We start from the raw sequence: 12,851 nt of genomic DNA, 5'->3' as shown, positions 1-12,851 counted from the left end.
GCTGGAGGAAATTAAGCAGGAGGAAGGTCAGAAGGAAACCTGTGCGCGGGTGAAGAACGTCTTCTCGTCTTCGCGGTCGCCCTGGGCCGCGCCGCCGTCGAAGCGGGTCTGCGTGTAGTTGGCGACCAGCTTCAGATTGGCGGTGAGGTACCAGTTCAATCCCAGTCCCCACGAGGCCGCCCGGCGGGCGGCGAGCGCCGGATCGGCGAACAGCGGGAACGCGTCATCGTCGATCGACAGTCTCCCGTAGCGCGCGGTGAGTTCGAATGCGCCCCAGCCTGCACCGCCGGGCGTAAAAGGATGGTTAGGCCGCGTCACGCCCCTGTAGCCGGCATCCTCGCCGGTGAGCACGTAGCTGCCGACCACCTGCCATGCGCGATTGTCGAGGTCGGCGCGCGCGCCGCTGGCCGGCAGCACGACTTCCTGCTTCGAGCTCACGTACTCGCCGAGCAGGCCGAGCGCATTGCGGTAGAACCAGGCCTGCGGCGACCAGCGCACGTGGTTGCCGTCGGCGGCGACCGCGCCGCGATAGTTGAAGAAGGAGACTTGCCCCGGCGTGCGGTAGCGCGGCAGGAAGTTGTTGCCGGTGCCGCGCTTGTCGCCGCTGGTGGCGGCGATGCCGAAGCCCAGGCCGGACAGCGCGCTGTCGCTGTTCTTCCAGGGTTCGGCGAACAGGCGGGCGGCCAGTTCCAGCTCGTTGTCCGGATTGGAGGACAGGGCCTCGCGTCCGTCGACGGTGCCGTTGAACACGCCCACGGCGTAGTTGAGCCTGCCCTTGGCGACCTCGCCCTGCAGTTGCACGCCGATGTCGCGATTGGGCACCAGCTCGGTGGGGAAACCATTCTCGATCAGCGCGGTGGCGCCGGAGGACTGCAGGCGCTCCAGGCCCACCGGCGGGGTGAACTTGCCGATGCGCAGCGTCGCGCGCGGATCGAACTTCAGGTCGAGGTAGGCGTCGGGCACGGTGACGGCGTCGCCGGCGAAATCCGGAGTGATGCGGAAGGCCACCCACTTGCCCCAGGTGCCCTCGATGGTCGGGCGCACGCGGCGCAGCAGGAAGGTGTCGTTCTGCGGCTGCGCGTCGTCGCCGACGAAGAAGCGGCCGTCGGCCTGCAGCAGGCCGCGGAAGCGGATTTCGTTCGCGCCGTCGGCGGACTTGATCGACAGCCCCTTGTCCGGCGCCACGGCCACCGTCGGCAGCGACGCGGCCTTGGCCGCGGCCGCCTCTTCCTGCAGCTCCAGCTTGCGTTCGAGGATGCGCAGGCGCTGATCGAGGTCGGCGACGGTGCCGGCCTCGGCGTCGTTGGCCGGCGCGGCGCCGTAGCGCTGTTCGAGCGCGCGCAGGCGGCGCTCCAGTTCCTCGACGGTGGGCTGCCGCGACGGCGGTTCGACGGCGAACAAAGGGAACACCGCCGTGGCGAGCGCGATGGCGAGGGTCAGGCGGGCAAAACTGTGGCGTGCAAGCGGCGCGGGCATGCGCGTCTCCTTCGGGGGCTGAAAGGCGCCTCCGGGCCTCGCAGGAGAGCGGCCGGCCGGCGCAGCGGAACTAGCTTGGTGAATGCGAAAAGCTCAGTGGTCGCGGCGACAACAGCGGTCGCGGTGACATTTCCGACTGCGCGGACTGCACGAAGACTGGCGCGCGTGCATGACGATCAGGCCGCTTCCGCGTTCGCGTCGAGCGAGGCCAGCCACTCCTCGTCGGAGCCTTCGTTGACGCCCTCGAACAGGAAGGTCGACAGATAGCGCTCGCCGGTATCCGGCAGCGTCGCCAGCACGACCGAGCCTTCCGGCGCGCGCTCGGCCACCTGCAGCGCGGCGGCGACGGTGGCGCCGGCGGAGATGCCGACGAACAGGCCTTCCTCGGCGGCCAGGCGGCGCGCGGTGTCGCGCGCGAGCACGTCGTCGATCGGCAGGATGTCCTCGGCGACCTCGCGATCGAGCACGGCCGGCACGAAATCCGGCGTCCAGCCCTGGATCTTGTGCGGCTGCCATTCCTTGCCGGCCAGCAGCGAGGCGCCGGCCGGTTCGGCGGCGATGATGCGCACCTCCGGGCGTGCGGCCTTGAGCACCTGGCCGACGCCGGTGAGCGTGCCGCCGGTCCCCCAGCCGCTGACGAAATAATCCAGGCGCCTGCCGGCGAAGTCGCGCAGGATTTCCGCGGCGGTGGTCTGGCGGTGGTAGGCGGGGTTGGCCGGATTTTCGAACTGCCGCGCCAGGAACCAGCCGTGCCGCTTGGCCAGTTCCTCGGCGCGGCGCACCATGCCGCTGCCGCGTTCGGCGGCGGGCGTGAGGATCACCTTGGCGCCGTAGGCGCGCATCAGCTTGCGGCGCTCGACGGAGAAGGTTTCCGTCATCGTGGCCACGAACTTGTAGCCGCGCGCGGCGGCCACCAGCGCCAGCGCCACGCCGGTGTTGCCGGAGGTGGCCTCCACGATGGTGTCGCCGGGCTTGAGCAGACCCTTGGCCTCGGCGTCGAGCACGATCGCCAGCGCCAGGCGGTCCTTGACCGAGCCGCCGGGATTGAACGACTCGACCTTGGCGTAGAGGGACACGTGCCTGGGCGGCAGTCGGTGCAGTTTGACGATCGGCGTGTGGCCGATGGTGTCGAGGATGCTGTCGTGGAGGGCCATGGATGCGGTCCGTGATGGGAGGTCGGAAGAAACGGCGTATCGACAATGCGCCAGGGGGTGACCCGCGCGCGGATGACCCTTCCGTCACCCCCGCGCGGGCCTTGGTCCACTGCGACGTCGTTTCGCCGGCGAGGGGATGCCGGGAGCGAACGCCCAATGGGCCAAGGTCCGCGCGGGGATGGCGGAAGGGAGTGGAGACGGTGGCGAGGAAGCGAAGGCGGTCACGCGGCCGCCTCCAGCGCGGGACGCGGCATGTCCAGCGGCGGGGCGCCGTACCAGTGCAGGCGGTCGGCGAAGGCCGCGACTTCGCCGACCACCAGCAGCGCGGGCGCGCGCGCGCCGTGCGCCTGCGCGCGTTCGGCCAATTGCGACAAGGGACCGGTCACCACGCGCTGGTCGGGGCGCGAGCCGTTCTCGATCAGCGCGAACGGCGTGTCCGCGGCGCGGCCGTGCGCGAGCAGGCGCGCCTGCAGCGTATCGAGCATCGCCACGCCCATGTACACGGCCAGGGTTTCGCGCGCCTGCGCCAGCGCCGCCCAATCCAATGCGTCGAGCGAGGACTGGCATTGCGCGGTCACCAAGCGCAGCGACTGCGCCACGCCGCGATGGGTGAGGGGAATACCGGCATAGGCGGCGCAGGCGGTGGCGGCGGTGATGCCCGGCACCACCTCGAAGGGAACGCCCGCGTCCCGCAGCGCTTCGAGTTCCTCGCCGCCGCGCCCGAACACGAACGGGTCGCCGCCCTTCAGGCGCACCACGCGGCGTCCGGCGCGCGCGTGCTCGATCAGCAGCGCGTGGATGCGTTCCTGCGTGGCATGGTGGTGCTGCGTGCCGTCGCCGGCGCGCTTGCCGACTTCGATGCGCTCGGCGTCGCGGCGCGCGAGCTGGAGGATCCCGGGATCGACCAGGCGGTCGTGGAGAATCACGTCGGCCTCGTTGAGCAGGCGCAGCGCGCGCAAGGTCAGCAGCCCGGGATCGCCCGGGCCGGCGCCGACCAGCGCCACCGAACCGAGCGTCGCTGCGGCGGTTTCCTGCGCGGCATCGGCGCCGAGCAGCTTGTCGAAGGCATGTTCGGCGGCGATGTGCTGGCGCTTGCGCAGCAGCGACTGCAGCGGCCCGGCCAGCAGCCGCGCGAAGCCGCGGCGGCGCTCCGCCAGGTCGTGTCCGTCCTGCGCCGGCCAGCGCGCGCGGATGCGTTCGCGATGCCGGGTGAGCAGTTGCGCCAGCGCGCCGTAGGACTCGTCGAACTGCGCTTCCAGCCGCTCGCGGATCAGCCGCGCCAGCATCGGCGCGCCGCCGCCGCTGGAGATGGCGATCTGCAGCGGGCCGCGCTCCACGCGCGCCGGCACCTGGAAGCGCGAGAGCTCGACGTCGTCGACGACGTTCACCCAGACGTAGCGCCGTTCGGCGGCGTCGGCGATGGCGTGATTGGCGGCGGCATCGTCGGTGGCGGCGATCGCCAGCCAGGCCTCGTCCAGCCACTCGGGCACGAACTCGCCGGCGCAGTGCTCGATGCGGCGCTGCGCCGCCCACTCGGCCAGGGCCGGGTCCAGCCGCGGGGCGCCGACCACGACCCGGGCGCCGGCCTCGAGCAGGGCCTCGACCTTGCGCCGGGCCACGGCGCCGCCGCCCACCACCAGCACGGTGCGTCCGCGCAGGTCGGCGAAGAGGGGGTATAGGCGATATGGGCGGATATCGCCGGTGGCAGGTGTCGGCATGGCGGAGCCCCAGGGTGGGGAATCGACGCTAGCGAGGCCCGCCCCGGCGAGGAAATGGCGCCCCTTCCTGCGCTTATGCCATTTCGGCATAAGCTGGACGCCGCTCGCGCTGGACAGGATTCGGGGCTGACGATATGTTAATGAATCCTTTCATCATGATAAAAAGATATATTTCCGGCGGCCCCGCCTCCGGAGCGCCCGCAGGCCAGGCACCGCGATGACCCTCACCCAACTCCGCTACCTCGTCGCCATCGTCGACGCCGGGCTCAACATCACCCTGGCGGCCGAGCGCGTGCACGCCACCCAGCCCGGCCTGTCCAAGCAGCTCAAGCAGCTGGAGGACGAGCTGGGCTTCCAGCTGTTCGTGCGCAAGGGCCGCAGCCTGGAAGGCATAGCCCCGGCCGGGGAGCGCGTGCTCGACCATGCCCGGCGCATCCTCGAAGAAGCCGCCAACATCCGCAGCTACGCCGCCAACGAGCGCGGCGAGCATGCCGGCCGCCTGCTGCTGGCCACCACGCACACCCAGGCGCGCTACGTGCTGCCGCCGGCGATCGCGTCGATCAAGCGCCGCTTCCCGCAGGTGAGCGTGGACCTGCAGGCCGCGGGCGACGCCGAGGTGCTGCAGAAGCTGGCGCAGGACGGCGCCGACCTGGCGCTGATCAGCAGCGCCGGCGGCGTGCCGCAGGGCGGGCTGGCGGTGCCGCTGTACCGCTGGCGCCGCGTGCTGCTGCTGCCGCGCTCGCATCCGCTCGCCGACCTGGGACGCGCGCCGACGCTGGCGGAGCTGGCGCAGCATCCGCTGATCAGCTACGAATCCTCGATCCGCGCCGACTCCTCGCTGCAGCGCGCCTTCGCCGCCGAGGGCGTCGAGCCGCAGGTGGCGATGACCGCGCGCGACGCCAACCTGATCAAGACCTACGTGCGCGCCGGGCTCGGCGCCGGCCTGCTGGCGGAAATGGCGATCGGCGCGCGCGAGGACGGCGACCTGCGCATCCTGCCGGCGCCCACCGCGCTGCCCGAGTGCGTCACCTGGGCGGTGATCCCGCGCGGCCGCGTGCTGCGCGACTACGCGCTGGCGCTGCTGCACCATCTCGCGCCGCAACTTGATCCGCGCGACCTGCGCCGCGTGCTCGAAGGCAATCTCGAGCCGCATTGGCCGACGCCGCCCGCGTGGGTGGAACTGAGCCAGCCGATCACGGTATAGGCGAGGTTGCGTCCGGCGATCCGCCGCCCAGGCATGTTGCTCCGTCGCGCCACGCGCGGGATGATGGCCGCAGCGCGCCCGGATGCGCGAGGATCGATGCGAACGCCGTGACGGAAACAAAGAGGCCTCCGATCCTGCCCCTGGCGGCGGCTTGCGTGCTGCTCGCGGCGCTCGCCATGGGCTGGGCGCTGTGGTGGAAGCTCGTCGCACCGGCCGCTTCCGGCGAACGCGCCGCGCTCGCGTTGCCGGCTCCCGCGCGACAGCCGGTTTCGTCCCCGGCGCCGGTCGCGAAAGAGAATCCGGTGCCGCTGCAGTCCATGGAGGTGCCGTCCCTGCCCGAGGATGGGCCGTGGCGGGACATTCCGGGCGGCGGCTCGGAATCGAGCCGCGATCTCGGTTTCGGCTTCCGGCAGGTGAAGCGGCAGACGCCGAATCCGCCCGGACACTGGGAGGGGATCTATCACTCGCAGCATCTCTACTACCGGGACCGGGAGCTGTGCTCCTGCGCGTCCTACGAATATTCGATCTCGCCCTCGGGAAGCTTCGCGCTGTATGCGGGCGGCGTGCGCGGAGAACGGATGGAACTGATGCTCTTCGCGCCGGCGACCGGCATCGCGCGGGTGCTGGGGCTGGCGCCGATCAGCCCGTTCGCCGGAGTGGCCTGGGAACAGGGCGAAACCCGGGTGCGCATCGAGTTCCTGGAGCCGGCGTTGCCGGACGGCAAGCGGATACCGCCGCCGCTGCGCCTGCGCGTGCGCTAGCGCTCGCGCCTGGGCCGGCGCGGCGGGCCCGCGTATGCTGTCGCCGTGCAACGACGAGCCGGCGCGCCGCCGGCGGAGACCGCAAGCCATGGCCGCCGGCGACGACCGCATCCGCATCGCATCGGGCGCCCCGGGCATCGAGCGCCTGGAAGCGCACCTGCACGGGCAGGCGTTTTCCCCGCACCGCCACGACACCTACGCCATCGGCATCACGCTCTCGGGCGTGCAGACCTTCCGCTTCCGCGGCAGGCGCTGGCATTGCCTGCCGGGCCAGTGCCACGTGCTCCATCCCGACGAACTGCACGACGGCGGCGCCGGCGACGAGGCGGGTTTCGGCTACCGGATGGTCTATCTCGATCCGGCGCTGATCCAGGAGGCCCTGCAGACGGCGGCGCTGCCGTTCGTCGCCGAGCCGGTGCTGGAGACGCTGCGTCTGCCGCCGGACACGATCGCCGAGATCTGGGACATCGACGGCGAGCTCGACGCGGTGGCGCGCATCGGCCTGGTGAGCGCCGTCGCGGGCCTGCTCGCCGGCGCCGCACCGGGCACGCGTCGGCGCGCGCCGGACCGCATCGCCTTCGACCGCCTGTCGCAGGTGCGCGAGCTGATCGCGTCGGCGCCCGCCGTGCGCCGCTCGATGGACGAGCTGGAACGCGCCAGCGGCCTGGACCGCTGGGCGCTGGCGCGCCAGTTCCGCGCCGCCTTCGGCACCAGCCCCAGCCGCTTCCGCACGCTGCGCCAGCTCGATCAGGTGCGGCGGCTGCTCGAGCGCGGCGCGCGCCTGGTGGAGGCCGCGACCGAGGCCGGCTTCGCCGACCAGAGCCACATGACGCGGCAGTTCAAGATGGCCTACGGATTGACGCCGGCGCGCTGGGCGGCGTCGGTGCGCGCCTCGATGGCGCGCACCACCGCGGCCATGTCGAGCGCGCCATGGCCCAGCGCCACCGCCTCGCCGAACAGCGCGTAGCTGGCATCGAGCATCGGCGAGGCCAATGCGCCGGCGCGCGCGGCCTCGGCAATCNGCGGCCCCCCACCACCGCGGCCATGTCGAGCGCGCCATGGCCCAGCGCCACCGCCTCGCCGAACAGCGCGTAGCTGGCATCGAGCATCGGCGAGGCCAATGCGCCGGCGCGCGCGGCCTCGGCAATCAGCCGGTTGTTCTTGAGCACGTCGACGAGCCCGGCCTGCACGCCGAAATCGCGCTCCACCAGCTTCTGCGTTTTCGCGCGCGAGACCGCGCTGGCCATCGGGCCGGCATCGAGCACCGCCCGGAACTGGCGCATGTCCAGGCCATGCCGCTCGGCGAAGTGCGCCGCTTCGGCCAGGCCCGCGACCATGGTGACCAGGAACAGGTTCACCGAGAGTTTCATCAGCGAGGCGTTCGGCACCTGGCCGCAGACGATCGTGTCGCGGCAGACGGGGCGCAGCAGGGCGCGGACGGCCTCGACGGCTTCGCTCTCGCCGGCGAGCATGCCGATCAGCTGTCCGGTCTCGGCGGGCACGCGCGATCCCGAGACCGGCGCCTCGACATAGCGTCCGCCCGCCGCGCGAATGTCGGTTTCGAGCCGGCGCGAATAGTCGGCGGCGGTCGTGCCCATGTGGACGATCGTCCGATCCGCGACATGCCCCGCGAACGCCGCCGTGCCGCGGCCGAGGACGGCGTCGATCGCGCGCTCGTCGGCGAGCATGAGCACGACCGCGTCCGCCTGCCGGAACACGTCGGGGGCGCTGTCGGCCACGCGCGCGCCGGCTTCGCGCAGGGCGTCGTATCTGCCCGGGGAGCGGTTCCAGGCCACCAGCGGGATGCCCGCGCGGGCCATGTTGAGCGCCATGGGCAGGCCCATCACGCCCAGACCGATGAAGCCCGTCGCATTCATGGCGTCTCCCTGCCCGGGTGGCCGGATGTTCCCGGGTCGCCGCCAGGCTACGCCGCCCGGCGCCGGGCGCCTTGAACGATTGTGCGCGCGCCGCGCTAGGCCGCGACCGGGGCGCCGTCGTCGAAGTGCAGCCCGCACTCGCGCTTGAGGCCGAAGAAGCGCGTGTCCTCCTCGCGCATGCCCGGTTCCAGCGGCCGGGTGGTGTGGATGTCGCCGATGGAGACGTAGCCCTGGTGCCAGAGCGGGTGGTAGGGCAGGTCGTGCTTGCGCAGATAGTCCCACACGTCGCGGTCGCTCCAGTCGGCGATCGGATGCAGTTTCCAGCGGCCCTCGCGCAGTTCCAGGAAGTCGAGGCTTTCGCGCGTGCTCGACTGCGCGCGGCGCAGGCCGGCGATCCAGGTGCGCACGCCCAGTTCGCGCAGCGCGCGCTGCATCGGCTCGACCTTGCGCAGGCGATTGTAGCGGGTGATGCCGTCGACGCCTTCCTCCCACAGCCGGCCCAGCCGCGCCTCCATCCAGGCGACGCCGATCTGCGGCCGGTAGACCTTGAGGTTGAGCGACAGCCGCTCGCTCAGCTGGTCGATGAAGCGGTAGGTTTCCGGAAACAGGTAGCCGGTGTCGACCACGATCACCGGGATGTCCGGCTTGTGCCGCGTCGCCAGGTGCAGCGACACCGCCGCCTGCGCGCCGAAGCTGGAGGAGAGCGCGTGTTCGCCCGCGGTGTTCTCCAGCGCCCAGGCCACGCGCTCCTCGGCACTGCGCCCGCCCAGCCAGCGGTTGAGTTCCGCCAGTGCCTGGGTCGATTCGGCGGCGGAGACGGGATCGGGCGGGCTCATGCGACAACCTCGACGGGAATGGACTTGCGGATGTCTTTTTCGGGAATGGAGACGACGGCGCGGCGCACCAGGAAGTCGCCGAAGCCTTCCTCGAAGCGCTTCTCGCGCGCGTAGTCGGCGAACAGCGGGTCGAGCGCGCCGAGGATGGCGGCCTCGTCGACGTTCTCGCGGTACAGGGTGTTCAGGCGCTGGCCGCGGTGGTCGGCGCCGAGCATCAGGTTGTAGCGGCCCGGCGCCTTGCCGACCAGCGCGATCTCGCCGAGGTAGGGGCGCGAACAGCCGTTGGGGCAGCCGCTCAGGCGCAGGTGGATGGGCGCGCCGGGGATGCCGTGGCGCGCCAGCAGCTCCTCGACCTTGGCGACGAATTCCGGCAGGTAGCGTTCGGCCTCGGCCATCGCCAGGCCGCAGGTGGGCAGGGCCACGCAGGCCAGGGCGTTGCGGCGCAGCGGATTGGCGCGGCGCCAGCCGTCGAGTCCGTATTCGGCGGTCAGCGCGTCGATGCGCTCGCGCAGCGCGGCCGGGATGTTGGCGATGACCAGGTTCTGGTTCGGGGTGAGGCGCAACTCGGCGCTGCGTCCGTCGTCGGGAGCGGCGGCCTGCGCCAGCAGGCGCGCGATCTCGCGCAGGCCGCTCAGGTGCCGCACCGCCTCGCCGCGGCCGTCGAGGGCGCCGTCGACGATGCGGCCGGCCGGGATGCGCAGGGTCAGGTGGCCGCGTCCGTCCTCGCCGCCGGTCCAGCCGAAACGGTCGCCGTTGTGGGCGAAGCCGAACGGACGTGCCGGAAGGAGAGGGAAACCGGCACGCCGTTCGACTTCGGATCGGAACCAGTCGAGACCGCGGTCGTCGATGGTGTATTTCAGGCGGGCGCGCTTGCGCACTTCGCGGTTGCCGAAGTCGCGCTGCGCGGTGACCACGGCGGTGGCCGTGGCGACGAGCCGTTCGGGGGCGATGAAGCCGACCACGCTGCCCAGGCGCGGATAGGTGTCCGGATCGCCGTGGGTGGCGCCCATGCCGCCGCCGACGCTGACGTTGTAGCCGGTCAGCGCGCCGGCCGCGTCGAGGATCGCGATGAAGCCCAGGTCCTGGGCCAGCACGTCGACGTCGTTGAAGGGCGGAATGGCGAATCCGATCTTGAACTTGCGCGGCAGGTAGCGCTCGCCATAGACCGGCTCGTCCTCGCTGCCGCTGCCGGCCACGCGCTGCTCGTCGAGCCAGATCTCGTAGTAGGCGCGCGTGTTCGGCAGCAGGTGCTCCGACAGCGCCGCCGCCTGCGCATGCACCGCCGCGTGCGCGGCCGACAGGTGCGGGTTGGCGGCGACCGCGACGTTGCGGTTGACGTCCCCGCAGGCGGCCAGGGTGTCGATCAGCGCGGCGTTGATCGCCTGCATCGTCGCCTTGAGCTCGGTCTTGATCACGCCGTGGAACTGGAAGGCCTGGCGCGTGGTGATGCGCAGGCCGCGCTCGGCGAAGCCGGTGGCGACGGCGTCGAGCTTGAGCCACTGCGCCGGGGTGACCACGCCGCCCGGGGTGCGGGTGCGGATCATGAAGCTGTAGGCGGGTTCGAGCTTGGCCAGGCGGCGCTCCTCGCGGATGTCGCGGTCGTCCTGCTGGTAGCTGCCGTGGTACTTGATCAGCGTCTGGTCGTCCTCGCGCAGGCTGCCGGTGACCGGGTCGGCCAGGCTCTGCAGCAGCGAGCCGCGCAGGCGCGCGCTGTCGCGCTTGATGTCCTCGACCGAGTGCGCGCTCATCGGACGGCCCCGCTCGTCGGGATCACGTTCATCAGTGCACGTCCATCAGTACACGTCCCGGGCGTAGCGGCCCTCGCGCTGCAGCGCGTCGAGATATTCCACGGCCGCCTCGCGGTCGCCGCCCTTGCGCGCGCTCACCGCATCCAGCAGCGCGCCGTGCACGTCCTTGCCCATGGCGATCGCGCCGCAGACGTAGAGATGGGCGCCGTTCTCCAGCCAGTCGTAGAGTTCGGCGCCGCGCTCGCGGATGCGGTCTTGGACATAGATCTTCTTGTGCGAGTCCCCCGCAAGAGCCCGGCCATCCCAGGCCGGACTTCTCGATGCGTCGCGCGAGAAGGCGAGGTCGATGCGATCGAGTTCGCCCGACTTGAGCGCGCGCTGCCATTCCAGCTGGTAGAGGAAGTCGCTGCGGAAATGCGGATTGCCGAAGAACAGCCAGTTGCGGCCGGGGGCGCCCGCCCGCGTCGGGCGCGTCGCGGCCCGTTCCTGCACGAAGGCGCGGAACGGCGCCACCCCGGTGCCCGGGCCGATCATGATCACGTCGCGCGCGGCATCGGCCGGCAGGCGGAAACGTTCGTTGGCCTCCACGTAGACCGGCAGGCGTTCGCCCTCGGCGCGCGTGGCCAGGTAATGCGAAGCCGCGCCCCAGCGCGTGTCCGCATCGGCGCCATATTCGACATGGGCGACGGTGAGGTGCACTTCCTCGCCCACCGCCTTGCGGCTGGAGGCGATCGAATACAGGCGCGGCGTCAGCGGGCGCAGCGCGGCGACCAGCGCGTCGGCGCTCCAGTCGGCGGGATGGCGCTGCAACAGGTCGATGACCTGGCGGTTGGCGAGCCAGTCGGCCAGCAGCGGATGGCCGGGCTGCACGATCGCCTGCAGCTCGGCATCGCCCGCGCGCTCGGCGTGCGCGGCCAGGAACGGGCGGGCCAGCCGGGTCAGTTCGCGCCTGGCGGTCAGCCATTCGCGCAGTGGCAGCGCGGTCTCGCCCTGGGCGACTTCGCGCTCGCCGTCGAGCTTGAGCGTGGACAGGATCGCCTCGACCAGGGGCTCGGGATTGCGCGGCCACAGGCCGAGCGCGTCGCCCGGCTCGTAGTGCAGCCCCGAGTCCTCGAGCGAGAGCTCGATGTGGCGGATGTCCTTGGGCGAGGCGCCGCGCCCGCGCGCCAGCGTGATGCGCTGGTTGGCCAGCAGTTCGGCGGCGAAGGGATGGTCGCGGCCGTGCGCGGCGGCCTGCGGGCGCAGCGGCGTGACCGTGGCCAGCGGTTTCCTCGACGCGTCCGCCGCGCCGTGGGCGGCATCCTGCGCGGCCGGCGCCAAGGCCTCGCGGGCCGCGGCCAGGGCCTGCGCGCGCCAGGGGGCGGCGACGGTATCGACGTCGAGATCGGCGTCGCCGCGCGGCAGCAGGCGCTGCGCGCCGAGCTCGGCCAGGCGCGCGTCCAGGCGCTGGCCGATCGCGCAGAACTGCGGGTAGCTGGAATCGCCCAGGCCGAGCACGGCGTAGCGCAACTGCTCCAGGCGCGGGGCGCGCTTGCCGGCCAGGAATTCCACCAGTTCGCGCGCGTCGTCCGGCGGATCGCCGTCGCCCTGCGTGCTGATGACCAGGTACAGGTGCCGCTCGGTCTTCAGCTCGCGCACCGGGTAGGCATCGGCGCGCAGCACGCGCACCGCCACGCCGGTGCCCTCGACCTCCTGGGCGAGCTGTTCGGCCGTGCGCTTGGCGTTGCCGGTCTGGCTGCCGTAGACGATGGTCAGCCGCCCTGCCGTCGCGGCATCGGGGCGCACGGCAACGGCAGGAGCGGACTGGGCGGGTGCCGCCCGCGAGGTCGCCAGCCCCGCGGCATAGCCCGACAGCCACCACAGCCCCGGCGCGTCGAGTGCGCGGGTGAGCTGGACGACGGCATCGGCCTGTTCGTCGGAGAGGGGCGGCGCGGGCAGGGCGTTGGGCGAGGGCATCGCGGACGGCCGGAGTTGCGGAGACGGGGACGACCCTCACCCTAGGCGCGGCGGCGACCGGGCGGAAAGGAAGCTCGGTTATGCGCACATGCCGCGCAGTCATTTACGGGCGCGGCGCGGG

Annotated in this window: 9 protein-coding genes and 1 pseudogene; 3 read left to right on the top strand and 7 right to left on the bottom strand. The window is 72.0% G+C overall.

The window, feature by feature from the left end; genetic code table 11:
- Nucleotides 1-27 precede the first annotated feature (27 nt).
- The 3 genes from MD221_RS09385 to cysG all read right to left on the bottom strand — a co-directional run bounded on the left by MD221_RS09385 (nt 28) and on the right by cysG (nt 4,348).
- The gene (locus MD221_RS09385) at nt 28-1,476 is read right to left on the bottom strand and encodes an OprO/OprP family phosphate-selective porin (protein ID WP_242110915.1); all 1,449 of its coding nucleotides are present in this window, start codon (nt 1,474-1,476) and stop codon (nt 28-30) included.
- Nucleotides 1,477-1,652: 176 nt separating this feature from the next.
- Entirely contained in the window at nt 1,653-2,630 is a 978-nt protein-coding gene (gene cysK, locus MD221_RS09380; protein WP_242110913.1) for a cysteine synthase A, read from the bottom strand.
- Nucleotides 2,631-2,851: 221 nt separating this feature from the next.
- Complete coding sequence (cysG, locus tag MD221_RS09375) at nt 2,852-4,348, bottom strand: siroheme synthase CysG (RefSeq protein ID WP_242110911.1); 1,497 nt, start codon at nt 4,346-4,348, stop codon at nt 2,852-2,854.
- Between the two features lie 217 nt (nt 4,349-4,565).
- Between cysG and MD221_RS09370 the strand changes: the two genes are divergently transcribed.
- The 3 genes from MD221_RS09370 to MD221_RS09360 all read left to right on the top strand — a co-directional run bounded on the left by MD221_RS09370 (nt 4,566) and on the right by MD221_RS09360 (nt 7,280).
- Entirely contained in the window at nt 4,566-5,552 is a 987-nt protein-coding gene (locus MD221_RS09370; protein ID WP_242110909.1) for a LysR family transcriptional regulator, read from the top strand.
- 155 nt (nt 5,553-5,707) lie between these two features.
- Nucleotides 5,708-6,313, top strand: coding sequence for a hypothetical protein (locus MD221_RS09365; RefSeq protein WP_242110907.1), 606 nt, complete (start codon nt 5,708-5,710; stop codon nt 6,311-6,313).
- A gap of 88 nt (nt 6,314-6,401) precedes the next feature.
- The gene (locus MD221_RS09360) at nt 6,402-7,280 is read left to right on the top strand and encodes an AraC family transcriptional regulator (RefSeq protein WP_425602243.1); all 879 of its coding nucleotides are present in this window, start codon (nt 6,402-6,404) and stop codon (nt 7,278-7,280) included.
- A 76-nt stretch (nt 7,281-7,356) separates the two neighbouring features.
- Here the strand turns inward: MD221_RS09360 and MD221_RS09355 are convergent.
- The 4 genes and pseudogenes from MD221_RS09355 to MD221_RS09340 form a co-directional block, all read right to left on the bottom strand.
- Nucleotides 7,357-8,190: pseudogene (locus MD221_RS09355) on the bottom strand (NAD(P)-dependent oxidoreductase); the annotation flags it as partial.
- 95 nt (nt 8,191-8,285) lie between these two features.
- Nucleotides 8,286-9,026: a phosphoadenylyl-sulfate reductase gene (locus tag MD221_RS09350; protein ID WP_242110896.1), complete on the bottom strand. Its 741-nt coding sequence runs from the start codon at nt 9,024-9,026 to the stop codon at nt 8,286-8,288.
- Entirely contained in the window at nt 9,023-10,774 is a 1,752-nt protein-coding gene (gene cysI, locus MD221_RS09345; protein WP_242110892.1) for an assimilatory sulfite reductase (NADPH) hemoprotein subunit, read from the bottom strand. Before cysI ends, MD221_RS09350 begins: the two co-directional genes overlap by 4 nt.
- Nucleotides 10,775-10,819: 45 nt before the next feature.
- Entirely contained in the window at nt 10,820-12,730 is a 1,911-nt protein-coding gene (locus tag MD221_RS09340) for an assimilatory sulfite reductase (NADPH) flavoprotein subunit (protein ID WP_242110890.1), read from the bottom strand.
- Nucleotides 12,731-12,851: the final 121 nt, after the last annotated feature.

The sequence above is a fragment of the Luteimonas aquatica genome, from assembly GCF_022662575.1.
Taxonomy (GTDB): domain Bacteria; phylum Pseudomonadota; class Gammaproteobacteria; order Xanthomonadales; family Xanthomonadaceae; genus Luteimonas; species Luteimonas aquatica.
Note: the sequence above shows the minus strand (reverse complement) of the source record. Positions and strands in the feature narration are given on the sequence as shown.